Origin of the sequence: Afipia sp. GAS231 (assembly GCF_900103365.1) — a bacterium.
Lineage (GTDB): Bacteria > Pseudomonadota > Alphaproteobacteria > Rhizobiales > Xanthobacteraceae > Bradyrhizobium.
The window spans coordinates 2,594,302-2,620,596 of the sequence record NZ_LT629703.1 but is presented as its reverse complement, the minus strand read 5'-3'; the positions used below and the strand labels follow the sequence as shown (position 1 = coordinate 2,620,596).

The 26,295-nt window shown below is 63.5% G+C and carries 22 protein-coding genes; 9 read left to right on the top strand and 13 right to left on the bottom strand.

Annotation, left to right across the window (positions count from 1 at the left end):
• Positions 1-138 precede the first annotated feature (138 nt).
• Entirely contained in the window at positions 139-1,242 is a 1,104-nt protein-coding gene (locus BLS26_RS12435) for an NAD(P)/FAD-dependent oxidoreductase (RefSeq protein WP_092511436.1), read from the bottom strand.
• A gap of 259 nt (positions 1,243-1,501) precedes the next feature.
• Here BLS26_RS12435 and BLS26_RS12430 point away from each other — a divergent pair, with 259 nt between their 5' ends.
• Positions 1,502-4,207 carry an EAL domain-containing protein gene (locus BLS26_RS12430; protein WP_092511434.1) on the top strand — a complete coding sequence of 902 codons (2,706 nt, stop codon included), beginning with the start codon at positions 1,502-1,504 and terminating at the stop codon, positions 4,205-4,207.
• A 121-nt stretch (positions 4,208-4,328) separates the two neighbouring features.
• Positions 4,329-5,822: a glycerol-3-phosphate dehydrogenase gene (locus BLS26_RS12425; RefSeq protein WP_092511432.1), complete on the top strand. Its 1,494-nt coding sequence runs from the start codon at positions 4,329-4,331 to the stop codon at positions 5,820-5,822.
• Between the two features lie 53 nt (positions 5,823-5,875).
• Here BLS26_RS12425 and BLS26_RS12420 read toward each other — a convergent pair whose 3' ends face one another.
• Complete coding sequence (locus tag BLS26_RS12420) at positions 5,876-6,820, bottom strand: alpha/beta fold hydrolase (protein ID WP_157676435.1); 945 nt, start codon at positions 6,818-6,820, stop codon at positions 5,876-5,878.
• A gap of 89 nt (positions 6,821-6,909) precedes the next feature.
• Here BLS26_RS12420 and BLS26_RS12415 point away from each other — a divergent pair, with 89 nt between their 5' ends.
• The gene (locus BLS26_RS12415) at positions 6,910-7,863 is read left to right on the top strand and encodes a crotonase/enoyl-CoA hydratase family protein (protein ID WP_157676434.1); all 954 of its coding nucleotides are present in this window, start codon (positions 6,910-6,912) and stop codon (positions 7,861-7,863) included.
• On the opposite strand, the gene BLS26_RS12410 is transcribed toward BLS26_RS12415, so the two are convergent.
• Both BLS26_RS12410 and BLS26_RS12405 read right to left on the bottom strand, forming a co-directional pair.
• The gene (locus BLS26_RS12410; protein ID WP_172804596.1) at positions 7,850-8,806 is read right to left on the bottom strand and encodes a GlxA family transcriptional regulator; all 957 of its coding nucleotides are present in this window, start codon (positions 8,804-8,806) and stop codon (positions 7,850-7,852) included. The genes BLS26_RS12415 and BLS26_RS12410 overlap by 14 nt on opposite strands.
• Before the next feature lie 29 nt (positions 8,807-8,835).
• Positions 8,836-10,176, bottom strand: coding sequence for a tetratricopeptide repeat protein (locus BLS26_RS12405; RefSeq protein ID WP_371360808.1), 1,341 nt, complete (start codon positions 10,174-10,176; stop codon positions 8,836-8,838).
• Between the two features lie 147 nt (positions 10,177-10,323).
• Here BLS26_RS12405 and BLS26_RS12400 point away from each other — a divergent pair, with 147 nt between their 5' ends.
• From BLS26_RS12400 to BLS26_RS12390, 3 genes are read left to right on the top strand one after another with little or no spacing between them, the layout of a single operon-like run.
• Positions 10,324-11,520, top strand: a complete 1,197-nt coding sequence (locus BLS26_RS12400; protein WP_172804595.1) for an ABC transporter ATP-binding protein — start codon at positions 10,324-10,326, stop codon at positions 11,518-11,520.
• Positions 11,517-12,431 (top strand): ABC transporter permease, encoded by a 915-nt coding sequence (locus BLS26_RS12395; RefSeq protein WP_092511424.1) that lies wholly within the window; start codon positions 11,517-11,519, stop codon positions 12,429-12,431. Before BLS26_RS12400 ends, BLS26_RS12395 begins: the two co-directional genes overlap by 4 nt.
• The gene (locus BLS26_RS12390) at positions 12,431-13,246 is read left to right on the top strand and encodes an ABC transporter permease (protein WP_092511422.1); all 816 of its coding nucleotides are present in this window, start codon (positions 12,431-12,433) and stop codon (positions 13,244-13,246) included. The genes BLS26_RS12395 and BLS26_RS12390 overlap by 1 nt, the downstream gene beginning before the upstream one ends.
• 6 nt (positions 13,247-13,252) lie before the next feature.
• On the opposite strand, the gene BLS26_RS12385 is transcribed toward BLS26_RS12390, so the two are convergent.
• The 3 genes from BLS26_RS12385 to BLS26_RS12375 form a co-directional block, all read right to left on the bottom strand.
• Positions 13,253-14,104, bottom strand: a complete 852-nt coding sequence (locus BLS26_RS12385) for a carbohydrate ABC transporter permease (protein WP_092511420.1) — start codon at positions 14,102-14,104, stop codon at positions 13,253-13,255.
• Positions 14,101-14,970 carry a carbohydrate ABC transporter permease gene (locus BLS26_RS12380; RefSeq protein ID WP_092511418.1) on the bottom strand — a complete coding sequence of 290 codons (870 nt, stop codon included), beginning with the start codon at positions 14,968-14,970 and terminating at the stop codon, positions 14,101-14,103. The genes BLS26_RS12385 and BLS26_RS12380 overlap by 4 nt, the downstream gene beginning before the upstream one ends.
• Positions 14,971-15,147: 177 nt before the next feature.
• The gene (locus BLS26_RS12375; protein ID WP_092511416.1) at positions 15,148-16,533 is read right to left on the bottom strand and encodes an ABC transporter substrate-binding protein; all 1,386 of its coding nucleotides are present in this window, start codon (positions 16,531-16,533) and stop codon (positions 15,148-15,150) included.
• A gap of 775 nt (positions 16,534-17,308) precedes the next feature.
• Between BLS26_RS12375 and BLS26_RS35705 the strand changes: the two genes are divergently transcribed.
• Positions 17,309-17,617 carry a hypothetical protein gene (locus BLS26_RS35705; protein ID WP_157676433.1) on the top strand — a complete coding sequence of 103 codons (309 nt, stop codon included), beginning with the start codon at positions 17,309-17,311 and terminating at the stop codon, positions 17,615-17,617.
• An 83-nt stretch (positions 17,618-17,700) separates the two neighbouring features.
• Here the strand turns inward: BLS26_RS35705 and BLS26_RS12365 are convergent, their stop codons facing one another.
• A complete protein-coding gene (locus BLS26_RS12365) occupies positions 17,701-18,693 on the bottom strand; it encodes an IS110 family transposase (RefSeq protein WP_244541921.1) in 993 nt (330 codons plus the stop codon).
• Between the two features lie 138 nt (positions 18,694-18,831).
• Here BLS26_RS12365 and BLS26_RS12360 point away from each other — a divergent pair, with 138 nt between their 5' ends.
• A complete protein-coding gene (locus BLS26_RS12360) occupies positions 18,832-20,088 on the top strand; it encodes an IS110 family transposase (protein WP_244541920.1) in 1,257 nt (418 codons plus the stop codon).
• Positions 20,089-20,113: 25 nt separating this feature from the next.
• Here BLS26_RS12360 and BLS26_RS12355 read toward each other — a convergent pair whose 3' ends face one another.
• A complete protein-coding gene (locus BLS26_RS12355) occupies positions 20,114-21,190 on the bottom strand; it encodes an amidohydrolase family protein (RefSeq protein WP_092511410.1) in 1,077 nt (358 codons plus the stop codon).
• A 184-nt stretch (positions 21,191-21,374) separates the two neighbouring features.
• The gene (locus BLS26_RS12350; RefSeq protein WP_172804594.1) at positions 21,375-21,875 is read right to left on the bottom strand and encodes a peptidoglycan-binding domain-containing protein; all 501 of its coding nucleotides are present in this window, start codon (positions 21,873-21,875) and stop codon (positions 21,375-21,377) included.
• Between the two features lie 274 nt (positions 21,876-22,149).
• Between BLS26_RS12350 and BLS26_RS12345 the strand changes: the two genes are divergently transcribed.
• Positions 22,150-22,392 (top strand): hypothetical protein, encoded by a 243-nt coding sequence (locus BLS26_RS12345; protein ID WP_092517975.1) that lies wholly within the window; start codon positions 22,150-22,152, stop codon positions 22,390-22,392.
• Between the two features lie 78 nt (positions 22,393-22,470).
• Here BLS26_RS12345 and BLS26_RS12340 read toward each other — a convergent pair whose 3' ends face one another.
• From BLS26_RS12340 to BLS26_RS12330, 3 genes are all read right to left on the bottom strand, one after another.
• Positions 22,471-23,277, bottom strand: a complete 807-nt coding sequence (locus BLS26_RS12340; RefSeq protein WP_092511408.1) for an RMD1 family protein — start codon at positions 23,275-23,277, stop codon at positions 22,471-22,473.
• On the bottom strand, positions 23,278-23,838 hold the full coding sequence (locus BLS26_RS12335) for a GNAT family N-acetyltransferase (RefSeq protein ID WP_092511406.1): 561 nt from the start codon (positions 23,836-23,838) through the stop codon (positions 23,278-23,280).
• Between the two features lie 93 nt (positions 23,839-23,931).
• The gene (locus BLS26_RS12330) at positions 23,932-26,289 is read right to left on the bottom strand and encodes an Orn/Lys/Arg decarboxylase N-terminal domain-containing protein (protein ID WP_092511404.1); all 2,358 of its coding nucleotides are present in this window, start codon (positions 26,287-26,289) and stop codon (positions 23,932-23,934) included.
• Positions 26,290-26,295: the final 6 nt, after the last annotated feature.

The following is a 26,295-nucleotide window of genomic DNA, read 5'->3' as shown; positions in this document are numbered from 1 at the left end:
AGTATCGAGAACGGCACTTCATCGCAGGATGGGCGCTGACGCGCTCATCCGCTGAAGTCTTGCGTTCATTTGTCTCAGCCTTTGCCGCGGTCGCTTGAAGCGGCGCAGGTTTGCAGATTCGCGTTTGCAGATGCGCAGTTACAGATTGGCCAGTCCGCCGACATGGTCAGCGATGGCGAGCGAGGACGTCAGTCCCGGCGATTCGATTCCGAACAGATTGATCAGCCCGGTAACACCGTGGTCGCGCGGGCCCTGGATCAGGAAATCCTGCGTGGCGACCGCGGGCGGCACGATCTTCGGCCGGATTCCGGAATAGCTCGGCATCAGCGCGCCGTCCGGCAGCGTCGGCCAATAGCGCCGGATCGCGGGATAGAATTTTTCCGCGCGCGCAGGATCGACCGCGTAGTCGATGCTCTCGACCCATTCCACGTCGGGGCCGAAGCGGGCCTGGCCGGCCATGTCGAGCGTGAGATGCACCCCGAGGCCGCCGGGCTCCGGCACCGGATAGATCAGGCGTGAAAATGGCGCCCGCGCGCTGCAACTGAAATAATTTCCCTTGGCCAGATAAGCACACGGGATCAATTCGACCGGCATGCCCTCGATGCTGCGCGCCGCCGCGGGTGCGCCGAGGCCAGCCGCGTTGACCAGCAGATCGCAGGCCAGCGTCATCGGTGCGTCGCCGCCGGCCTCGATCTCGATGCGGCCGGCGTTCGCCCGTGCGCGCAACAGCGGCGTATGGAATGCGTAGGCGGCGCCTCGCTCTTCCGCATCGCCCTTCAACGCCAGCATGTAGGCGTGGCTGTCGATAATGCCGGTGGAGGGCGACAGCAGCGCCGCGTCGCAGTTCAGCGCCGGCTCCAGTTCGCGCGCCGCTTCGCCCGTGAGCAACTGCATGCCTTCGACGCCGTTGGCTTCGGCATGCGCCCGGATCGATTGCAGCTTTTCGGTTTCTTTCGGCGTGGTGGCCACGATCAGCTTGCCGCAATTGCGATGCGGAATGCCGTGATCGGCGCAATACCGATACAGCGCGTGCCGGCCGCTGACGCACATCTGCGCCATCAGGCTGCCGGCGCGGTAGTAGATCCCGGCATGGATCACCTCGCTGTTGCGCGAGGAGGTCACGGTGCCGATGCCCTCGGCCGCCTCCAGCACGATCACTTCGCGACCGGCCAGAGCGAGTTTGCGTGCGATCGCAAGCCCGATCACCCCCGCTCCAATAACGACGCAATCAACTCTGTCCATATCAGTTTCAGGTCCGGGATTTTGGCGCGAGATGGGGCGATGGCCGCGCCAGATACCTATCATTCCGCGCCCCGAAGTGTCCAAGCAACCCGTTGGTTTGCCTTGGAATACGCCGCTAGCGCGGTCCTGTTAGTGAAGCATTAATCATGTCAGGGCAATTGCCGTAATTTATGTCACATTTTGGGGTTGTAAGGGTAGGCGTTTACCCGATCCAAACCCGTCAAGCCGGACACTCCGCCCGCAAATCCGCGGGTGAGTGATGGCTGGCAAGAATTGGCAGGCAGGCGGGAAGAATTCGATTCCGGCGCTGGCCTCATTGTGCCTGCTCGCCGCCGCCGTACCGTGCGAAATGGCATGGGGTGCACCGCCGTCCGGCGGCTTTGCGCCGGCAAGCTATATCGGCACATTTGATCCCAACCAGATCTGGGAATTCCTGATCGGCGGCATCGTCGTCGCGTCCTTTGTCGGCGCGGTCGGAGTCTGGGTGCTGAGCGCGTTGCGCAAGTCGAAGCGCGCCAAGTTACGTCGCAACGCCTTCATCAGTTCCGCCCTGAACAACCTCAATCAGGGCGTGTTGATGTCGGATGCGCAGGGCCGCGTCGTGTTCTGCAACGACCGCTTTCTCGATATCTACGGATTCACCCGCGCCGACGTCGCAAGCTGCAAGACCGGCCGCGACCTGGTCGAGTTGCGGCGCTCGCGCGGCCTGTTGAATATCACCGTCGAGGAATTTGCCGCACTGGCGCGCCGTCCCGAAGGCTTCGTCACCGAAATGCCCGGCGGGAAATCGGTGCTCTCGAAGATCTTCCGATTGCCGAACGGCGGTACGATCGGCACCCATGAGGACTGCACCGAACAGCGCAAGCTGTCGCGCAAGCTGGCCTCGACCACGCAGTTCCTGGAATCGGTGCTCGACAACGTTCCGGTCTGCGTCGCCGCCAAGAACATCGAGGACGGCCGCTATATCTTCGCCAACCGCGCCTTCGAACGTTTCTCGCGGTTCTCCCGCGATCATATCGTCGGCAAGCGCGCCGACGAGATCTTCCGGCCCGAAACCGCGAAAAGCATCGACGTCGCGGATCAATCGGCGCTGAAGGCGTCGGAGGGCTATCATCGCACCGAACTCACGGTCGAACGCGGTTCGGAGAAACGAATTCTCGCTTCCAACCGGGTGATCGCGCGCAACGAGCACGGCGAGCCGGAGTTCCTGATCGCGCTGTTCGACGACGTCACCGAACGCCGCTCGCTGTCGCGCGAGCTGGAGAACACCAAGAAGTTCCTGGAGCTCGTGGTCGACAACATTCCGGTGTCGCTGATCGTCGAGCGCGTCAGCGACGGGCGATACCTGCTCGCCAACCGCAGCGCGGAAACCATCCTCAATCGCCGCCGCGAGGACGCCACCGGGCTGACCGCTGCCGATATCTTCAACCCCAAGGAAGCCAAGCTGATCATCGCGCGCGACGAGGCCGCGATCAAGAAACGCGGCCTGCTCACCGAGGAACATCCGATCTCCACCAAGGACGGCCTGCGGCTGTTCCTGACCCGCCGCATGACCGTGCTCGACGACGCCGGCGAGCCGCAATATCTGATCAAGACCCATGAGGACGTCACCGACCGCCGCCAGACCGAGTCGCGGATGGCGCACATGGCCTATCACGACGGACTGACCGATCTGCCGAACCGCGCCGCGTTCCTGCAGGCGCTGGCTCAGATGATCGAGGCTTGCGCCGGTACCGACGAGGAATTCGCGGTGCTGTGCGTCGACCTCGACGGCCTGAAGGAAATCAACGACGTGTTCGGCCACGCCATGGGCGACAAGCTCCTGATCGAGGTCGCGCGCCGCATCCAGGCCTCCGCCCGCGGCGGTGTGGTCGCCCGGCTCTCCGGCGACGAATTCGGCATGATCATCGACGGCAAGCAGCCGGAGGCCGGCAAGGCGCTGGCCGAGAAGCTCGCCGAGGCGATGTCGAACGAATTTCCGATCGACGGCAAGTCGGTACGCACCGGCGTCACCACGGGCATCTCGGTGTTCCCGCACAACGGCTCGGACGCGGCCTCGCTGCTCGCCAATGCCGGCGCGGCGCTGTTCCGCGCCAAGGCGAAATCGCGCGGCTCGATCAGCCTGTTCGAACCCGAGATGGACCAGCAGATCCGCGACCGCCGGGTGCTGCACCAGGATCTTTCGGTCGCGATCCGGAACGGCGAACTGTCGCTGTACTACCAGCCGCAGGCCACCTCGGGCCCGACGGTCGCCACCAGCGAGGTCATCGGCTTCGAGGCGCTGGCGCGCTGGCAGCATCCGCTGCGCGGTTTCGTGTCGCCCGCCGATTTCATTCCGCTCGCCGAAGAAAGCGGCCTGATCGTCGAAATGGGCCAATGGATCCTGCGCGAAGCCTGCCGCGAGGCCGCCTCCTGGCCGGTGCCGCTGCAGATCGCCGTCAACCTGTCGCCGGCGCAGTTCATGCACGGCGACGTGGTCAGCCTGGTGCATTCGATCCTGCTCGAAACCGGGCTGGCGCCGGACCGGCTGGAACTCGAAATCACCGAGGGCGTGCTGATCGAGGATTTCGACCGCGGCCTCGCACTCTTGCGACGGCTGAAGGCGCTCGGCGTGCGGATCTCGATGGACGACTTCGGTTCCGGCTACTCCTCGCTCAGCTATCTGCAGGCGTTCCCGTTCGACAAGATCAAGATCGACCGCGCCTTCGTCATGAATCTCGGACGGAACCCGCAATCGGCGGCGATCGTCCGCGCCGTCATCGACCTCGGCCACGGCCTCGAAATGTCGATCGTCGCCGAAGGCGTGGAGACCCAGGAACAGCTCGGCTTCCTGTCGGAAGAGGGCTGCGACGCGGTGCAGGGCTATTTCATCGGCAAGCCGCTGCCGATCGGACAATACGCAACGCTCGTCGGCCGCAGCGACGGCGATGTCATTGTCATGGCGCATACGCGCAAGACCGGCTAGCGCTTCGTCGGAGCGCTAGTTTTTATTTTGACGCGTTTTCTTCACGCGAACCGGTATCCACCTCGCTCGAAAACGCTATAGAGTCCGATTCAGTCACGGCTCTTTCCGGTAAGCGTTGCGTATGGCGGACTACGATCTTGCGATTATCGGCGGTGGCTTGAATGGCGTCAGCGTTGCGCGCGACGCCACTGGACGCGGTCTGCGCGTGATCCTGCTGGAGCAGGGCGATCTCGGCGCCGGCGCATCCTCGGCATCGCCACGGCTGATCCATGGCGATCTGGCGGGGCTGGAGCGCCGCCGCTTTCTTCGCGTCCACCGGGCGCTGGCCGAACGCGACACCTGGCTCAAGACCGCGCCGCATCTGGTGCGCCCGATGCGCTTTGCGATCCCCGCCCATTCCGACGAACGCCCGGCCTGGCAGTTGCGATCGTGGCTGTTGTTCTACGATCGGCTGGCCTCGCGCAACGGCCTGCCGGCCTCCGCCACCGTCGATGTCACCCATCATCCGGTCGGCAATGCGTTGAAGCGGCCGTTCGGCACCGCGTTCGAATATTCCGATTGTGTCGTCGATGATTCCCGGCTGGTGATCCTGAACGCGGTCGATGCGGCGGCGCGCGGTGCCGTGATCCGCACCGGCGCGCGATGTACCCGGGCGGAACGGGGCGCAACGTGGCGGCTGGTGACGATCGATCGCGGCCATCGCCAGGTCGTGACCGCGCGTGCCGTGGTCAACGCGAGCGGCGCCTGGACCGCTTCGGTCGCCGAGACCGTGTTGCGCCAGCGGCCGCCGAAAGCTGATATCATGCAGATCAGCCAGATCGTGGTTCGCCGCCTGTTCGACAGCGACAATGTCTATGTGTTCCAGAACAGCGACGGCCGGCTGATTTTCGCCAGCCCCTATGAGCGCGATTTCACGCTGATCGGCACCGTCGGCCATGCCTTCAAGGGCGATCCCGCCATCGTCGCGATGCCGGCCGGCGACGTCGCCTATCTCTGCGATGCCGCCAATCGCTATTTTCGCGAGCGAGTCGAGCCGGTCGACGTGGTGCGGACGGTTTCCGGCGTGAACATGGCGATGGACTCCGCAAGCCGGCGATCGCCACGCGATGGCGCCATCACATTCGACCACGGACGCGGCAAGGCGCCGCTGATCACGATCTTCGGTGGCGACGTCACCACTTCGCGCCGGCGCGCGGAGAAGGCCGTCTCGAAGCTGACGCCGTTCTATCCGATGTCGGCGCGCTGGACCGCGAAGGCGCCGCTGCCGGGCGGCGATTTTGCCTGGGGCCGCTTCGACAACGAAGTCGACGAGGCGCGGGCGCGCTGGCGGTTTCTCAGCGAGGATCAGGCGCGTCGGCTGGTCGCTGCCTATGGCACCAACGTCAAGGCGATCCTTGGTGAGGCAAAGGATCGCGCCGACCTCGGGCCGGCGTTCGGTCCGGAACTGACCGGCGCGGAAGTGCGCTATCTGATGGCGCAGGAATGGGCGCGCTTCCCCGACGATATCCTGTGGCGCCGCACCAAACTCGGCCTCACCATGCCGCCCGCCGATCGTGAGGCGTTGGCGGCATTCATGGCGACGAAGGCCACCGAACCATCATGCGCCGCGCCATAGTTCCAACGATTGCGTGGCCGCTGGCGGCTCGTTCCGAGGGATAGTCTGTCGGTCTACGGATCCAGAAACCGCCGGATCGCTCCAGTGACGGCTTTGGGATTTTCCAGATCGAGATGGTGGCCGGTATCGGCAATCTCCTGCCAGCGCGCATGGGGCGCGTAGTTCATCAGCCCACGGCTGTTGGAAACGTGGTGACTGCGATCGCCGGTCGCCCAGAGAATCAGCGCGGGCTGATCGACCACCGGAATCTCGCTCTCGGAATCGCAGAAGAAATGCTGGAATGCCGACGCGAAGCAATGGCAGGCGCCATGCTCGTAGGCTTCGTACAGCGGCTTTGACAACCGCGCGAACAATTCGGGCCGTTCGGAGGATTTGTAGATGACGTGGTGATGCGTGCGCCGGGCAAACCACGGCTCGACAGCGGCCCATGTTGCCTGGCCGAGATAGGGTGTGGCTGTCATTTGTGTGCCCAGCACCGGCAAACCCATCGTGACCAGCACGAACCGTCCGATGACGGTGCCGGCCCATTCGCATTGCCGCGACCAGTCGGACGCCTGCATGAGAACGAGTTTCTCCACCAGATCGGGATGCTGTTTTGCGACCGACAGTGCATAGAAGTTGCTCACGCAGGGAAAGGCCAGGATGTACGGGCCGATCGCCAGCTCCCGCAGCATGCCGGCGAGGGCGTCCGCATAGGCCTGGCGCGTGAAGTCAAAGCCGGCCTTGGGGTGGGAAAACCCAAATCCCGGCTGTTCGAAAACAACGATGCGATAGTCGTTTTCCAGAAGCCGGATCACGTCATCATAGTTGTCGACGACATTGGGCATATCGCAGGCGAAGACGATGGTCCGGTTTCCGCGGCCCGCGACACGAACCCTGATCCGGGTGGTGGGAAGGTCGATGAAGCGGATACCGGGCCGCGTCGTGGCAGCCCAGCCGAGATCAAGCTGCCGGCGCCGGCGTTGCAGGCGCCAGATGTCGAAGTCATATCCGTTCATGGGTCGACTGCCTTTTGGCGGTGAGTTCGGAGCGATCGGCGGCCTGCGCAGCATCGCGTTCAACTTTCATGATCGGGCGGCAGACGAACATGGCAGGCCCGGCCATTCGCGTTGCCGTTTCAGCCATCGATTGGCGTGCGTGCCAGTTGGCCGGGGCGGCAATCTATTTAGCCGACATGGCCATGGTCACCATCACTTGGATTGCTGTGCTGTGGAGCGCCGACAGAGCCAGCGGAGGACACATGCCGGATCACGCCAACACATCTGCCGTCATCATCACCGAGGTCGACGATATCCTGCTGATGCGGATCAATCGGCCGCGGGCAAGGAATGCAATGAACCGCGAAGCCCTGCGGTTACTCGCCGAGGGATATACGACGCTCTCGCATTCAGCCCGATTGCGGTGTGGCGTCGTCTGTGGCGAAGGGGAAGTGTTCTGCGCAGGCCTGGATTTGGCCGACGTCATCCCCGCCTCGGTGGCCGAAGGCTCCGCCTCCTATCTGAAGCCGGGCCAATGCGATCCGTTCCGGCTTTACGGCCCGGCTTGCGCGAAGCCGGTCATCACCGCGGTACACGGACGCTGCTACACCGCGGGTCTTGAATTGATGCTCGCCGCCGACATGTGTGTGGCCGCGAACGGCACAAGGTTCAGCCAGCAGGAGACGACGCGCGGCATCTTCCCGCTCGGTGGCGGAACGATCCGCCTGCCAGCGGCGATTGGTTGGGGAAGGGCCATGCATTGCATCCTGGCCGGCGGAGGGTTTGACGCCGAAGATGCCCATCGCTGGGGTTTGGTGCAAATGCTGGCAGAGCCTGGCGAGCAACTTCGTCTGGCGCTGGATCTGGCGCGCGAGGTGGCCAACTGCGCGCCGCTCGCCGTCCAGGCGGCGCTGGCGAATGCGCGGCTGGCGCAGACCGATGGCGTGCGTGTTGCCACCGAACATATCCGAACCGAAGGCCGGCGGATCGCCCTTACCGGCGACGCGCGCGAGGGGATGATGTCGATGGTGGAGCGCCGGGCCGCGAAGTTTACGGGGAGCTGATGTTCGGGAGCGCCCGAAACCTGCGGCGATATTCACCCGGCGACAGCCCGGCCACGGCTCCGAAGGCGCGGATGAACGCGCGGGTGTCGCGATATCCGACCTGCTCGGCGACGCGATCGACCGCAATCGCGCGCCCTTCGAGCAGCCGTTTTGCGGTCTCGATGCGGACCCTGCGGAGATATTGCTGCGGCGACAGGCCGGTGGCGGAAAGGAAGCGGCGATTGAGGTTGCGAACGCTCATGGCTGCGGCATCGGTCATTTCTTCCAGGCCGATCGGCTTCTGATGGTGGACTTCAATCCAGTTCTGAAGCTGTAGAATCTTTTCGTCGCCGTGATCCCTCGGCGCGATGAACATGAAATACGGACGTTGCGATTCCGGGTGCCGGTCGATCGACAGCGCCTTCGCCGTCGACACGGCCAGATCATGGCCTGCCAGCCGGTCGATGACATGGATCGCGAGGTTGAGATAGGCCGTGGTCGCGCCGGCACAGATCACCATGTGGTCGTCGACCAGCCGCTCGTCCAGCGCGAGGCGTACGGCAGGATAGCGCTGCTCGAACAGCGCGCTGAAGGCCGGGTTGGTGGTGACGCGGCGGCCGTCGAGCACGCCCGCTTCGGCGAGCAGGAACGCACCGGTGCAAGTGGATGCGAGCAGCGTCGAATTTGCCGGAAACGAGGTAAGCCAGGCGACGAGACCGCGCTCCTGCGCCAATGTCTGTTCGATGTCGTTGAAGATAGGTGGAATCAGAACGACGTCGCTGTCGCCGGCGCTGGACAGCGCGCAATGCGGCTCGATGAGGTGCCCGCCATAGCCGCGTACCGGATCGCCGTCTGGCGTGGCTATCCGGACATCATGGCTGTTCCAGCTGGAATCCTCGCGGCGGCCGGCGATATAGGCGGCGATGGCAAAGGCATCCATCTGGCCGAACACGGCCGATGTCATGCATCCCTCGAATGCGACGATCGTGATCTTCATGGCGATGAATGGAGCGACCGGCTCTCGGCCGTGACCTGCGCCGCGCGCGACCAGACCTGGTCCCGTGCGGACGGCCTGCGGTCGAGCCGCGCGGAAATGCAGCGCGCGGCCTTGCCGCCGTGGCCGGCGCGCAGGCAGGCGACGATCAGCGTGTCTTCCCACAATTCGCGCTGGGCGTGGCTGCCGCCGATCCGGGCCAGTTCCGATATCGCAGGTTCAAGCAGCCGGATCGCGTTGTCATTGTCGCCGTCAGCGAATGCCTTGATGCCGCGGCAGAGTTCGATCGCGGTGCGGCCCGGCGCCAGTTTGCCGGCGGCTTCGCGCTCTTCCAGTTGGGCCAAACGCGTTTCGAGGGCATCGCTGCCGGCCATCGCCGCGGCCAGCGCATAGTGAACGTCGGCGAAATGCGCGCCCGCCTGCGGGAAATATTTCTCGCCATAGGCGGCCATGTCGCGCCAGTGCGGCTCCAGTCCGGTTTGTCCGGCCAGCGTGAGCCGCCACAGCAGCGAGGCACCGTCGGTGAAGATATTCAGCGGCGGGTAGGGCCGCCCGGCCGGCTTGATCTGCTGTTCGTAGGCCGCGAGCGCGCCGTCGAGGTCGCCGGCATCGAGTGCGCTCAGCGCGCTGTGCCAGGCGAGATGGCCGTGCAGGAAACTCTGGCGATCATGCGCCGGCATCCATTGCGCGAGAAATTGGCGGCCGGCTTCCATGTCGCCCTGTTCGAACATCGCGTGCGAGAGACCATGCGCGGCATTGGCGTTGGCCGATCGCAGCACCACCGCCCGTTCGCTCAAGGCCCGTCCTTCGCGCAGGTTTCCCGCTTCGGTATGCGACCAGCCGAGATAGCTAGTGAACCACCAGTCCTCGCCGTAATGCGTGGCGTGACGCAGGCAGACGGCGAGCTTGGCGGCATCGTGGTCGGCGCGGCCGGAGAAGGCGTAGAGGCCGAAGGCGCCCAGCAGCAGCGCCAGCACCAGCGCATCGCGCGGATACGCGTCGAGATGCGCTTCGGCGCCATCGATGGCAATTTTCGGCTTGCTGTCGATCACCGCAGCCATGACCTCGACATGGCTGATTTCCCGAGGCGTCGCGCCGGCGACCAGTTCGCGGGCCCGCGCGGCCATGGCGCGGGCTTCCCTGCCTTCCATGTTGAGCTGATGCAGGCGGGCGCGCGCAATATAAGCCAGCGCGAAGCCGGGATCCGCAGCGATCGCGCGGTCGAAGGCGGCCTCGGCGCCGTGCCAGGCCGACAGCATGCAGTCGACGCCGTCGCGGTAATGCGCCGTGGCCTGGTCGGAGGTGGTTGTCAGCACCAGATCATATCTGTCCCGGTTCATTTTCATTCCGCCGTAACGAGGGTCGCGCCAAATCTAGCAGAGACGTGACCGGCGGCACCCACAATATTATGGATGGCGCGCCGCAGGGCGGTTGAGCGGATGCCGATCCACCGCTAGCGTGCGGCGACGATGGGGCTGGCAGGGGACATGACCGAGGATTCGCCGGAAATCGACACGCCGAAAATCGAGGTCGCGGCGGCGCCGGTCAAGCCCGAGCCGCCGGCCGCGGTGATCGCCGACATGCCGCTGCTCCGGATCGAGGAGGTCGGCAAGCGTTTTGGCAATTTCCGCGCGGTCGACCGGCTCTCGCTCGACATCCGGGCCGGCGAGTTCTTCGCGCTGCTCGGTCCGAGCGGCTGCGGCAAGACTACGCTGCTGCGAATGCTGGCCGGCTTCGAGACGCCGGACGAAGGTCGCATCCTGCTCGACGGCAAGGACATCGCTCAGGTCGCGCCGCATGAGCGGCCGGTCAACATGATGTTTCAGAACTACGCGCTGTTTCCCCATCTCAACGTGCAGGACAACATCGCGTTCGGGCTGAAGCGCGCCGGTATGGACCGCGCCGATATCGCAGCCCGCGTCGCGGAAATGGTCTCGCTGGTGAAGCTGGATGGACTCGAGAAGCGCAAGCCCGATCAGCTTTCCGGAGGCCAGAAGCAGCGCGTCGCGCTGGCGCGCTCGCTGGCGCGGCGCCCGCAAGTGCTGCTGCTCGACGAGCCGCTGGCGGCGCTCGACAAGAAGCTGCGCGAGAGCACGCAGGCGGAATTGATGGAGCTGCAACGTCGTCTCGGCACCACCTTCGTGATCGTCACCCACGACCAGGAAGAGGCGATGACGATGGCGAACCGGATCGGCGTGATGGATGCCGGCCGGCTCGAACAGGTCGCGTCCCCGCGCGAACTCTACGAGGCGCCGCGTTCGCGCTGGGTCGCCGAGTTCGTCGGCGACGTCAACCTGTTCGACGGCGAGGTCGCGTCGCGCGACGACCATCACCGCCTCGACGTTTCGACCCGGGACGCCGGAACGCTGGTCGTGGCCGAGCCGCGCCAGCCGGTGACCAAGGCCACCGTCAGCGTCGCGATCCGCCCCGAGAAGGTCAAGCTTTCCCGCCGCGGCCCGGTAACGGACGCGGTCAGTTCGCACGCGATCAACCGGCTCGACGGCGTGATCACCGAGGTCAGCTATCTCGGCGGCGTCACGGTTTACAAGGTCAAGCTCGAATCCGGCGCCATGGTGCGGTCGTCGATGGCCAATACCGCGCGGCTCGATATCGATGCCTATAGCGCCGGGCAGCGCGTGGTGGCGTGGTTCACGCCCGACGATTGCGTGGTGCTGGAGCAATGAGCGCCCGCCGCATCTTCGCCCGCCCGGCGCGTTACGCCGCGATCGCGCCTTATGTCTGGATGGTGCTGTTCTTCCTGGTGCCGTTCGGCTTCGTACTGAAGATCAGCCTGTCGCAGACCGCGATCGCGCAGCCGCCCTATCTGCCGGTGTTCGACCTCACGGAAGGCTGGAGCGCGATCAAGGCCGCGTTCGCCGCACTGTCGCTCGAGAATTTCAGATTGCTGGTCTCGGACAATCTCTACATCACCTCGTACCTGCGCAGCATTTTCGTCGCCGTGACGTCGACCCTGATCCTGCTCCTGATCGGTTACCCCATCGCCTATGGCATGGCGCGGCTGCCGCAGCGCTGGCAGGGCATTGCGATGATGCTGGTGATCGTGCCGTTCTGGACCTCGTTCCTGATCCGCATCTATGCCTGGATCAACATTTTGCAACATGACGGCCTGCTCAACCAGATCCTGCTGGCGCTGCATCTGGTCTCGGCGCCGGTGGTGTGGCTGTCGACCGACTCGGCGATGTATCTCGGCATCGTCTATTCCTATCTGCCGTTCATGATCCTGCCGCTCTATGCGACGCTGGCCAAGCTGGATCCGGCGCTGCTGGAGGCTGCCGGCGACCTCGGCGCGTCGCCGCGGCAAGCGTTCTGGCTGGTGACGTTTCCGCTGTCGCTGCCGGGCGTCGGCGCCGGCGCGCTGCTGTGCTTCATTCCGATCGTCGGCGAATTCGTGATCCCGGATCTGCTGGCCGGCTCCGGTTCGATGATGATCGGGCAGACGCTGTGGCTGGAATTCTTCACCAACCGGGACTGGCCGGTGGCCTCGGCGGTTGCGGTCGCATTGCTGCTTCTCCTGATCCCGCCGCTGCTGCTGTACGACCGGCTGCAGCGTCGCACGCTGGAGGGCGCGGGCTGATGGCGCGCCGGGTCAACGCGATCTCGCGGTTCAACGTCACCTCGCTGGCGCTGGGGCTGGCGTTTCTGTACCTGCCGATCGTCATTCTCGTGATCTATTCCTTCAACGCCTCGCGGCTGGTGACGGTGTGGGGCGGCTGGTCGCTGCGCTGGTACCACGAATTCTTCAACGACCGCGCCATGCTGGACGCCGCCTGGATGAGCCTTCGCGTCGCGGCGGTATCGGCCACGGCGGCGACGCTGCTCGGCACACTCGGCGCCGTGGCGCTGGTGCGCGGCGAGCGGTTCAGGGGACGTTCGCTGTTTTCCGCGATGTTGTATTCGCCGCTGGTGATGCCGGAAGTGATCTCCGGCCTGTCGCTGCTGCTGTTGTTCGTGGCGCTGAACGCCGAACGCGGGTTCTGGACCGTCACCATCGCGCACACCACGCTGACGATGTGCTTCGTCACCGTGGTCGTGCAGTCGCGGCTTTCCTCGCTCGATCGCAGCCTCGAGGAAGCCGCGATGGATCTCGGCTGCGATCCGGTGCAGGCGTTTCTTCGCGTCACGCTGCCGTTGATCGTTCCGGCGATCGCCGCAGGCTGGATGCTCGCTTTCACGCTGTCGCTCGACGACGTCGTGATCGCGAGCTTCACGACGGGACCTGGCTCAGCGACCTTGCCGATCCGGATCTATTCCGAGGTGCGGCTCGGCGTGAAGCCCGAGATCAACGCGATCTGCACCATGGTGATCGCGTTCATCGCTGTCGTGATCGTGGCGGCCTCGTTCGCTTCGAAACTGTCGAGTTCGCAAGGCGAGAGCGCGGCGCCGCTGTAGCCGTCGTTACGATTTCACCGCACCCGCCGTCAGTCCGCCGACCATGTAGCGCTTGAAGGCGTAATAGATCGCGGCCGGCGGCAGCGCGTAGATGAAGCCGGTGGTCATCAAGAGTTCCCACGGCGAGTCGTCCGCCGCGAGGAAGTTGCCCAGCGCGACGGGAAGCGTGATGTCGGTATCTTTCGAGAGCAGCAGGAACGCATAGAGATATTCGTTCCACGCCAGCAGCAGCGCATAGGTGCCGACTGCGACCAGCGAGGGCATCATCAAGGGCACGTAGACCAGACGAAATAGCTGCAGCGTGGTGGCGCCGTCCATGGTCGCGGCCTCGTCGAGTTCGACCGGCAGCTTGTCGGAAGCCTGCTTCAGCACCCAGATCGCGTAGGGCGAGGCGATGGTGACCATGGCGAGAATCAGCGACCAGTGATTATTGAGCAGGCCGTAGGTGCCCATGGTGCGGTACATCGGCACGGCGAGGAACGCCGCCGGAATGAAGTAGGTGAACAGCGCCATGTTCATTACCGTGCGGCCACCGGGCACGCGCAGCCGCGAGATCGAAAACGCCGCCGCGGTCGCGATCACCAGCGTCAGCGCGCCGGCGGAAACCGCGATCACCAGCGAATTCCAGAACTGAATCCAGAAATCCCGCAAGAAGTAATGCTCCTGGTAGAACACGATGTGGAAATTGTGCAGCGTCGGATGCGTCGGCCACAGTTTTCCGGAGAACGCGTCTTCCTTCGGCGAGATCGCGAACAGGAACATGTGGTAGATCGGCACCATGGTCCAGATGAACACGGGAATGCCGATCAGCAGCAAGCGCGCCTCGGTGCCGACTTCCCTGAGCGTTGGCAGCTTCATCGCGACAACCGTTTCATCATGAAATACATCAGCGGCACCACGAACGGCAGCGCGCAGACGATGGAGGCCATCGCCAGGCTGAGCTGGTCGAGCCGGAGGTAGCGGATGCCGAGCGTCGCCAGCACGTGGGTGAGGTCGGCGGGACCGCCGCCGGTCAACAGGTACACGCTGTTGAAATCGCCGAGCGTCCAGATCATCGAGAGCAGCGTGCAGGTGATGTAGAGCATCTGCATCGACGGCCAGGTGATGAAGCGGAATTTCTGCCACCAGCTCGCGCCGTCGACCTCGGCGGCCTCGAACAGGTCGTGGGGGATCGCGAGCCGTCCGGTCAGCAGGATCAGCGTCCAGAACGGCAGCGACTTCCAGATGTGGACGCCGATTGCCATGGTCAGCGCCACCGTCGGATCGTTCAGCCAGTTCGGACCGTCCTCGCCGGTGAGTTTGAAGATCAGCGTGTTGATGACGCCCCATTCCGGATTGAACATGAAGCGCACCGACAGGATGGTCGGGATCGACGGCACCGCCCAGGGCAGGATGAACAGCACCGACAGCCATTTGATCCAGGGGCGCTGCTGCGCGAAGAAGCCGGACAGGAACAGCGCCACCAGCATTTTGAAATTGATGCCGATCACCAGGAAGATCAGCGTGTTGACCGCGGCGCGCGCGAAGATCGGGTCATGATAGAGCGCGACGTAGCTCGCCGGATGCCGCGCCAGCCACAGCCCGTAGCCGACCGGGTAGACCACGAAAGCCAGGAACACCAGGAGATAGGGCGCAAGCAGCACGATGCCCCAGACCTGCGGCGTCGATAGCCGCGCCGATAGTGGCGGGGCGGGGATGTCGGATGCTGTGAGTGTGATCGCCATGTGTCTACTCTAGTTACGTTGTCGTCCCTGCGAAAGCAGGGACCCATAACCACAGGCAGTTGTTGCTGCTCAAGTTTGTCGAAATGTATCCTTCAAAACGACCGCCGCGGCGTATGGGTCCCCGCGTTCGCGGGGACGACGGAACACATACGTTCGCGGCGGCCGGCATTGCTTCGCTTAGCCAGCGACCTGCTTGAGGCGGGCGATCAGTTCGTCGACGGCCTTGTCGACCGGAACCTTCTCGCTCACCACCCGGTTCATCGCCTTGGCCCAGACGTTCTCGTTGTTCAGGATAGTGAACTTCCAGTTCTTGGTGAAGTCGAACGGCGTGGTTCCGCCGGTGAACTGGGTATAGACCGCCTTGCGATGGCGGTCGGCCTGCCAGAACGGGCTCTGCTGGCTGGCGGTCGTGACCGGGAACCAGCGGCCGAGCGCGCCCTCGACATAGGGTCGCAGGTTTTCTTCCTGCATCAGGAAGGCGACGAACTGCTTGCCTTCCGCCTTGTTCTTGGCATTGGCGAAGATCAGCCCGGTCTTGACGTCGGAGCGGTACTTGATCGGCGTGCCGTCCGGCTTGTTCGGGAATGAGGCGGTGATGATGGTTTCCTCATAGGCCTTCTTGCCGGCGGCGCGCTGTTCCGGCGTCAGCGCCGGGTTGTTGGCGTCGTCGAGCCATTTTGCCGCGATCGAGATCGTGAAGTTGTGCGTCATCACGATGGTCTTGTTGTGGAACGCGACGTTGTTGTCCGGATCCTTCCAGGTGGTGGAAGAGGGCGGCGTGCAGCCCCGGACATAGGTATCGGTGTAATCCTTCAGCGCGCTGATCAGGTTGGCGCGCACCTTGGGATCGTCGACCAGAAGCTTGCCGTCGTCATCGACCAGCTTGACGTTATAGGCGTCCATGAAGGTGTAGAACGACTGGAACGAGTCGGTCGATTCCACGCCCATCGGCTGGCCGACGGCGTAGATGCGGCTGTTGGTGGCCTTGCGGATTGCGGGCTGCACCTTGTCGCACCAGAACGACCAGTAATCTTCCCATTTGGTCGGGATGTCGCTCTGCTTGAAGCCGGCCTGTTCCAGCATGTCCTGCCAGATCTGGACGTGCATGCTCTGCTGCTTCAGCGGAAAGCCGTAATAGGCCTTCTTCTTGGCGACGTCGTTATAGAGCAGCGCGGTCTCGAGCGTGTTGGGCGCGAACGCGCCCTTCATCGGCAGCAGGATGTCGGAGAGGTCCTCGAGCTTGCCTTCATAGGCCCACTTGCCCTGGGCCTGCACGTCGTAGCTGTCGGAATAGGCGACATCGGGCACGGTGCCGGAATCCAGCGCCGCCACCGTCTTCGGGATCATGTCCTGGATCGCATATTGCGACAGTTCGACCTTGATGCCGGTCTTGGCCTCGAATTTCTTGATGGTTTCCAGCAGCGCGTCGTCCTCGGACTTGTAGAAGCCCTTGCCGAACCAGACCGTGATCGTCTTTTGCTGGGCAAACGCAGGCGCGGCGGCATACAACAGCCCGGCCGCCGCGATCGCGATTGAAAGCGCACCAATTCCCTTGGATCTCACGTAGTCCTCCCTTGAATTTGCCCGGGGTTTTTAACCGGTTGGATAAAAGATAGCGCAACCAAGCGGCGCGATCCAGATGAAGAATTGCCTACTTCTGTAGGGGGCAAGCCCTGATCGGGCAAAATGGTTCAATCATTTTGGGTCGGTCGATCGGCATCCCCGGATACCGGAGGCGGGCGGGGCGGGTGGGCAATTTCATGCTTTCGTCGCCCGGCTTGACCGGGCGATCCAGTACGCCGCGGCTTATCGATTCAATCATCAACGTCTCTGGAATACTGGATCGCCCGGTCAAGCCGGGCGATGACAACCGAATGTGGGTCCGCATTCTCGCGGCGCGATGCACCCGGAGTTTTGCTGGAAATCTTGCCCACCGAAAATCAGAGGGCGCAGGGAAGACCGGGTGCTCGCCGCACCCGCGGTCTCGCGCGCAATAGGTGATAGTGGACGCGCACGAGCATACAGGTTTGGCGGAATCACACCGGCCTTCCCTGCGCAATGGCTTTACGGCTTATACGAGTTCGCCCCGGCGACCGGCTTTCTTGCCACCGTCATCCCTGGGAAGCGTTTGCTTCCTTTGAGACTTGACGCCAGCACCGGGGCGTCAGGCCCACACGACTTCACCGTACGCTCTGGCATCGTCCGTCCGCACATTGCTGCGCGCAACACCATCGCGTCCACCGCGACCTCCCCCAACGTTTGCGACGACGGCCGACGCCCCTCTGGCGGGAAAGGATGCGCGAGTTATGGGCGTGATTTGGGGTCGGCGGGAAGCGGAATGTTTTTCGCGCGACGGCTGGACGGGTGGAATCGCGTTGATTGGGTTGAGGAAATTAGCCGCGGCGCGCAAGCCGGAACACTTGATCCATCGCAACCCGACGCCGGCGATTGGGGGCCATCATGCCCGCGCGGCCAAAACGCCGCGCGCCCGGTATCAGCCGGGCGAATGAACGCAAACGCAGCGGAGGAACACATGACGGTTGCCCAGCAGGCCTTCCTGTTTACCGGCGAAATATTCGTTCTCTCGTTCGTGGCCATCTATGTGATGTGGTTTGTCGATCGGTTGCTGCGCAATTTCCGTCGCTAATCAAGACTCGCGCGACCCTTCGGCGCCTCGCAACGACGGCAGGCCGCATCAGGCCGCCGATAGCCCGTAGCAACCATTAAGAGCTAGGCGGCTTTTTCGGTCCACGGCGTACCGCGCTGGACCACGGTGTTGGCGTAGATCAGGAGCTTTCGGGCGCAAGCGATGAGCGCTGCGGTGTGGGCCTTTCCAGCGGCCGTCAGGCGGGCATAGAGCGCGACGAGTGCCTTGTTCCAGCGGAAGACCGCTGGGAGGGCAGCCGCGAACAGGGAGCGGCGTAGGCGACTTCGCCCGCCAGCTATGCGACGTAGGCCTTTATGTTTTCCGCTGTCGTCGTCGAAGGGAGCCAGGCCGGCCAAGGCTGCAGCTTCCTCGCGGCTGACTTGCCCAAGCTCGGGCATGCGGATCAGAAGCGCCAGCGCCGTGCGTTCTCCGATGCCGGGAATGCTCAGCACCAGATTGAGTCGCATGGCAAGATCGTCACTGGCGCGAAGTCGCTTGGCAATGTCGCGTATCTGCGCGGCCCGTCGTGCCTTCAGCCGGACGATGTCGCTGTTAACAATGCGCCGCAGGCCAGGTTCGTCGATATGTTCGAGCCGGGTCTTGTGACGCGCGATGTCTTCCTCGATCTGTTCGAGAAAGGTCAGATATCCAGCCAGTTGTGCCAGTCGAGGATCTGGCGCAGTCTTCGGCTGATCGAGTGTCGCTGTGCAAGCCGCGATCAAGAACGCATCGAGCGCATCGTTCTTGGCGCGACGCAGATGCACCCGGCCAAAAGCCTTGACCTGGACCGGCTGCAGCACCAGCACGGTGAAGCCCGCCTTGCGCAAATACTCCACCACGCCGCGTTCATAGCCGCCCGTCGCCTCGATCCCGACGCGCGTCACGCCGGCTTTAGACAGGTTGGCCGCCAAGGCGCGCCAGCCAGGTAAAGCATTGGCAACCCGCCAGCGCTCGGACCGATCATGAACAGCAACGTCCAGTTTGGCCTTGGATGTATCGATTCCAGCCGTCGTTATGATAGTCTGTGTCATCTTCGTCGACCCCGCCTTGTGAAGCGAACCAAGTTGTTCCGGCAACCATCCGGGTCCGATGAAGGTGCTGGCGCGATCACGCTACGGGGCAGCCACAAACTGCTCAGGATGGGTTCGATCCGATCGCCAGCGGCCTGCCGTGGATGGCCGTCCACGGCAGGCCATTCCTTTCGGAACATCCCAATGATAGTCGACTTCGCTATTACAAGGATGGGTGGAGCGAAGCGATACCCATCAACTCCGGTGCGCGACGATGATGGGTTTCGCTGTGCTCAACCCATCCTTGTAATAGCAAAATCGATTATTGTCGGTGTGTTCCGAAAGGAATGGCCTGCCACGGACGGCAATCCGCGGCAGGCCGCTGGCGATCGGATCGTACCCATCCAGAGCCACTTTTGGCTGCTCCGTAGCGAGATCGTCGTCAGCACCTTCATCGGACCCGGATGGTTGCCGGAACAACTTGGTTCGCTTCACAAGGCAGGGTCGACGAAGATGACACAGATTATCATAACGACGGCTGGAATCGATACGTCCAAGTCCAAACTGGACATCGCAGTTCACGATCGTGCCGAGCGTTGGCAGGTCGCAAACGTCTTGCCTGGCTGGCGAGCCCTTGCCGGTTACCTAGCCAAGGCCGGCGTGACGCGCGTCGGCATCGAGGCGACCGGCGGGTATGAACGTGGTGTGGTGGAGCATTTACGCGAGGCAGGCTTTACCGTGCTGGTGCTGCAGCCGATCCAGGTCAAGGCGTTTGGCCGGGTGCATCTGTGCCGCGCCAAGAACGATGCGCTCGACGCGGTCTTGATCGCGGCTTGCACAGCAACGCTCGATCCGCCGAAGACTACGCCAGATTCACGTCTGGCTGAATTGGCTGAAAATCTGACTTTCCTCGATCAAATCGATGAGGATCTCAGGCGCTTCAAGACCCGGCTGGAACATATCCACGAGCCTCGGTTGCGGCGAATGGTTCTTGGCGAAATTGCTCGATGGAACGCGCGACGGCTCGCCCAGGTTCGTTACATTGCCAAGCAATTACGCTCTCACCCCGATCTCGCCGCTCGCTTTGATCTGGTGCTCAGTATTCCTGGAATCGGTGAGCGGACTGCACTGGCAATCATTATCCGTATGCCCGAGCTTGGTCGCGTGAGCCGGGAGGAAGCCGCAGCCCTCGCCGGACTTGCTCCCTTCGACAACGACAGCGGGCAGCAAAAAGGGCAACGCCACATCGCCGGCGGCCGAGCTCGCTTGCGGCGCTCCCTGTTCGCGGCAGCCCTCCCAGCAGTGTTCCGGTGGAACAAGGCCCTCACCATGCTCTACGCACGCCTAATAGCATCCGGAAAGCATCATAACGCCGCACTCATCGCCTGCGCCCGCAAGCTCCTGATCTACGCCAACACCGTCGTTCAACGCGGTACCCCGTGGATCGAAAAAGATGCTTAGCTTTAATGGTTGCTACGCGTCGGGCTCACGCCCCGAAATTCAGCAGCTTCTCCGCAGTGCGCCCCAGCATGTCCGCCTTCTCGTCGTCGCTGAACGATGCCGACGCAAAAATGTGGTCGACGGGCTGGAGCTGCCAGGGGAAGGGATAATCGCTGCCGAGCACGATCTGGCTGACGCCAACCTGTGCGGCGAGATGGCGCAGCGCCTCCGGCGTGAACACCAGGGAGTCGAAATAGATCTGCTTGAGGTACTCGGTCGGTTGCTTCGCTAGCTTGATGTCGGGATTGCATCCGCCGGGATTGACCAGGCAGGCATGGTCCGACCGGTCGGCATAGGACGGCAGGAAGCCGCCGCCATGGGCCGCGATCACTTTCAGCTTGGGGAATTTGTCGAACGTGCCCTCGAAGATCATGTGCGAGAGCGCGATCGTGGTCTCCACGGGATAGGAGATCGCGTTCGACAGCCAGCCATTGCCGGCCACTTGCTCGTTGAGCTCCGACACGCCCTGCGGATGGATGAACAGCGATGCGCCGAGCTCTTCGGCCTTGGCCCAGACCGGGTGAAACCTGGGATCGGAAAAAGCCGTGCCATCGACATTGCCGCCGATCGCGGCGCCCTTCAGTCCCTGCTTCTTGACCGCGGTCTCGAGCTCTTGCACCGCGAGGTCGGGCGCCTGCAGGGTCAGGGAGGCGAAGCCGGCAAACCGGTCGGATTTCGACGCGCACAGTTCGGCCAGTTTCTCGTTCTGGATCTTGACCACTTCGCCGGCCAGTTCGCGATCCCTGTTGTACCAGTTGGGATTGATCGACAGCACTTCCATGTCGACGGCTTGCTGGTCCATCGCAGCTAACCGCTTGGCCACGTCGATCGCGACCTCGTCTCCGCCCCGCACGGTGTTCGGCGATCGCGGGCCGAGCAGCTTGCTGGCTTCCGGGATCACGCAATGCGCATGCACGTCGATGGTTCGGACGCGCTTGACCCCGACCATGACCGGCAGCTTTTGGCGCGAAGCCTGCGCATTGGCATTTTGCAGCATTCCGCAACTGCAGAAGACGACGCCAGCGGCAGCGCCGCCTTTGAGAAAGTCACGGCGGCTGGTCATGTTGGTTCTTCCCATAGTTTTTTGCAGCGCGGGATGCCTGATCGCGCCGGATTGGGAGGGAGCCTAAGTCATTCGCGGGAGAACAACCAGCCGCTATCGAACGCGAACAGGATTGCCGCTCCAGGCCCTGTTGATGGCGCGGACCGAAACGTCAGCGCTTAACGCTCTGGACAATTTTGTCGGGTCACCTGCGTCCGAACAGTCCGCCCACCACGCCGCCGATCAGTCCACCGGGACCGCCACCACCGCGGTGATGGCGAGCACCACTGCCGCCGTGATGGCGGGCCGGACGATCGTCAACAGATTGGTCGCTGCTGCTGAAGCTGGCCTGTGCAGCCGTGACGGACTCGGTCAGGAGCGCCTGATGCTGCAGCGTGTCGAGGAAGCCAGTCTTGGGATAGCCGCGTGCCGCCTGCCAGCGCGTGATGACGGCGCGGGTCGACTTGTCGAACCGTCCGTTGACCTTGGTGTCGAAGCCGAGACCGGTCAGCATGCGCTGCACGTCGCGGCGCTTTGCCTTGTCGAGGCCTATCTGATCTTCGGTTTGCTGAGTTGCCTCGGGGGCAACGGTCGCCGGATCGGCGGATGCCAACTGGTCGCGGTCAGTCGTGCTCAGACCGGCTTTGGCCGCATTTGCACTGACGAGAACTGCCAGGATTGACAATGCCAGGATGAAGACACGCAATGGCTTTCGTCCCTGATCTTGAAGTCTCTCGATGATTTCGCTTTGAGAACCGATGTCGGCTCAAATACACCGCCGCCAGTCCGGCGGCGTAAATCAAAGGTCGACTCCGGCTTCGTTGCTAGGCAACTACCAATCGGAACACTTGTTCCCCGGCGCGTGTCGAATGTTACGCTGCATCGCACTAACGCTGCCGAGACCTGACATCGCCGGGCCTTGGTTGCCATCCGAGCCCGGCGGGAGGATGCTGTCGCTTGCGGCCACCATGGAGAGCAGCATGAGCAAGCCAGGTCTGGACAATCGTCATCGCAACCACGACGGCGACATCAGCCACAAGCACGGCAACACCCTCGTCAGCACCTTGCGCAAGATTTACGGACGCGGCTTCGCAGCCGGCTATCCCGACACCGAGAAGCTGAGCGAGGTCATGCTTCAGCTCAACGAGACGTCGCTGGGCCAGCTCCGCCGCGATCATGAAACCGGCCACCTGGAGCACAAGATCGCCAAAGCTTTGAAGTAAGGCTGGCTTCGAAGTAAGGCCGCTAATCGAGATAGACGCCATTGCCTAGAACAGCCATTTTCCAAGCCACGGCTTCCCTCAATGCGTCCCGCGCGCGATGAAAATCTGATAGAAGCTGGTCGCGATTTCGATCGCGATCAGCAGGACGACGATGATCTCGAGGCGGAGCGAGCGCCTGGTGTCGATGATGTCGGCCAGGGTCTCCGCGGTATCGGCGATGACGTTGAGTTTGCGGTCGAGGGTTTCGACCCGCTCTTTCAGTTCGTACTCGTCTTCAAGCCTTGCATAGAGCCGTTCCAGGTCGGGCCGGTCCCACAGCGCGTCCGGCTTTTCCGCGACAGCAACGCGGCCGGACACCCGGTGCTGGACCAGCAGGGCGTTTCCCACCAGCTTCAAAATCTCGGTCCGGTTGCGACGGGTGCGGCCATGCGTAGCCAGTTCTGCGGCAAAGGGTTCGATCACGCCGAACACTTTGGTAACGTCGCGCTCGTCGCTGGCCAGCGCCACGCTCTTGGCCAAAGCGTCGGCGACGATCAGCATTCGCGGCAGCGACATGTCGCCAAGCGCAATCGGGCCGCCCGCGGAGATCTGGTCCTCCGCGCCTGCGGCGATCTCGACGAATGCATTCTCTTCCTCGGCCACGCTGAGCGGGCCGACGATACGGGTCGAAATCTTCTGCAGAAACGCGGCTTCTTCTTCCGCCGTAAAACCGATCAGGACGGCGACGCCGTAACGAAACAGCACCGCAACGCCGTTCTGCCCGCTTCGAACCGCCAGCGGCACGGCCGAGAGGATCTCGCCGTCATAGCCCGACGTGTTGATGCGGTCGCCGAGATGAAGGGCGTGGACGGGAACGCGCCGCGATGGTTGCAGAGATTTTTCCATTCAAGGTGCCGTCGTGCTGCCGGACGCGAGCGAGCGCTGAACCATGATGGTGTCGGCCCAGCGGCCGTGCCGATAAGCGACACCGGGCAGCAAGCCCACCCGGGAAAATCCGAACTTCTCATGGAGTCCGAGCGAGGCGGTATTATCCGCATCGATATAGCCGATGATCTGCCGAAAACCTGCCGCGGCGCAGACGTCGATCAGTTCCTGCATCATGATGCGCCCGATGCCCTGACCGACCTGCGCGTGATGAACATAGATCGAGTGCTTGACCGTGTAGCGATAGGCCGGTCGCTTGCGAAACAGCACCACATAGGCGTAACCGACCACCTCGCCGCCGCGCGTCGCCACCAGATGGGGGAAGCGGCGGCTGCGCAGGTTCTTGCGCCGGTCGCGCAGGTCGTCGGGCTGCGGCGTCTCGGCGTCGCTGACGCCTTCCTCGATGCCGTCACGGATATGGCGGCGGTAGATCGCCAGCATGGCCTCGACATCGGTGTCGCGCGACGGCCGCACCAGGATCGGCTGTTCGGGCTCGTTTGCCAACCTGGCTTCCGCTTCCATGCGAGCTCCGCTCTTTATTTTGACGCGTTTTCTTGACGCGAACCGGGTCCACCCCCGGATCAAGTCCGGGGGCATGCTTCGCGGGAAGACGCCCTATTCGCTGACCACGTAAGTATAAAGCCGGATGCGGCCATTGGCATCCACCTTGCGATAGACGCCCTGGATCTCGACGTCGAAGCCGGGAAACAGATTGAAGCAGGTCTCGAACATCCGGAGATAGTCGATCATCGGCTGGGCCCGCTCGGTGAGCCGCTCGCCGGGCACGATGGTGGCGATACCGGGCGGATAGACCACGAAAGGCGTGGTGGCGATGCGGCCGGCGATCTCATCGATCGGGAGATAATCGACATCGTTGCGCACCAGCGCGCGCGCCGCGGCGTGGGGCGAGATCGCGATTTCCGGCAGATGTTCGGACGCGAATTGTTTGGCCTGCAAGGCGCTGACATCGGCCTGTCGGAAGAAGCGATGCATCTCCGCGCAGAGGTCGCGCAGCCGCACCCCGGCATAGCGCGCCGGCCGGCGCCGCGCGAATTCGGGAATCGCTTCCTCGAGCAGGGCGTTGTCGTCGTGCAATTTCTTGAAGGCGACGAGGCCGCTGATCAGCGTGCCGGCCTTGCTGGCTTCGACGCCGGGCGTCAGCAAAAACAGCAGCGAGTTGAGGTCGTTCTTTTCCGGGACGATACGGTTTTCGCGCAGGAACTGCGCCACGACCGGGGCCGGGATGCCGTGCTCGGCGTAGCCGCCGGTGGCGCGGTCGAAGCCCGGCGTCAGCAAGGTCAGCTTGTTCGGATCGGTCATGACGAAACCGGCCGTCATGCCGGGAAAGCCGTGCCAGGTGACGTCAGGCCCCAACTGCCAATAGGAGGGATTGGTGGCGAGCTGGTCGGTGCTGACGCTCTCCCACGGCACGTTGTGCACGGCGCCTTCGCGCGAGACGTCGGGAATCTCGACGCGCTCGGGCACGAACGGCTCGAAAAACCAGCGCCGCTCCGGCCGCGGCTCCTTTTCCTCGAACTCGCGGCGGACGGCCCGGATCTTCTTGCGCAGTTCGATGCCGAGCCGGATGGTGTCGTCCCACAACACTTCGCCGGAACGTCCCTTCATCATCTGGGCGCCGACGTCGAGCGAGGCGAACAGCGGATAGAACGGCGAGGTGGAGGCGTGCTGCATGAAGCTCTCGTTGAAGCGCCGATGCTCGACCCGCCGCTTCTGGCCGCGGATATGGCGATCCTTCATGTGGATCTGCGACGCCTGCGAAAAGCTCGCCAGCTGCTTGTGGGTCGACTGGGTGGCGATGATGCCGGGCGAGTCCGGCCCCAATTCGGCGAGCCCCATGGCAAAGCGGCCGGCATAGAGCGGATGGAACTTCATGAAGCCGGCCCAGGCTTCGTCGAACAGGATGTAATCGCAGAGATGGCCGATGCGCTTGATGATCATCTCGGCCGAGTAGATGGTGCCGTCATAGGTGCATTGTTCGACCACGGCGACCCGGAACGGGCGCGGCCGGCGCCACGCTTCGGGATCCGTGACGAGCGGGTTGGTGCGGATGCGTTCGCGCAGGGCGTCTTCCTCAAACGCCTGCCAGTTCATCGGGCCGATCAGGCCCCAGGGATTGCGCACCGTCGGAACGTAGACCGGAACGCCGCCGCTGATCATCAACGCGCCGTGCAGCGCGGCCTTGTGGTTGTTGCGATCGAACAGCACGAGGTCGCCATCGGTCACCAGCGCCGACAGCGCGACCTTGTTGGAGGTCGAGGTGCCGTTGAGCACGAAATAGGTTTTTTCCGCGCCAAAAATCTGCGCGGCTTCCTTCTGGGCCTGTAGCGCCGGGCCTTCATGGGTCAGGAGGTCGCCGAGATCGAGCACTGAGTTGTCGATGTCGTCGCGGAACACCGCCTCGCCGAGGTGCTCCATGAACACCCGGCCGATCGGACTGCGGCTGTAGAACACGCCGCCATTGTGGCCCGGACAGGTCCATAGCTGGTTGCCTTCCTCGGCATAATCGACCAGCGCCCCGAAGAACGGCGTCTTCAGCGTCTCGGCATACTGCTTCAGGCGGCTGACGAGATTCTTGGCGATGAAGGGCGGGGTTTCCTCGGACAGGAACACATAGCCGTCGATGAAGTCGAGCACCTCGACCGGCACGTCCTCGAACCGCTTGCGGCGGATCAGAAGGATGATCGGGAAGTCGAGGCCGCGGCGGCGCATCAGGTTGATCAGCGCCGCGGTCTTGCCTTCCAGGCCTTTCTTGCCCCAATCGACCACCATGCAGCCGATGGCGGCGTCGGTCTGGACCGCGATCTCGGCGTCTTCGAGCTTGCGCGCCTTCACGACCTCGAAGCCGGAGCGCTCGATCTCATCGACGATCTGATTGAGGCGGACGCCTTCGAGATCGTCGGCGTCGAACGTCGGCATTGCGAACAGGAAGGTAAAGCGTCGAAAGTAGTCCATGCATGC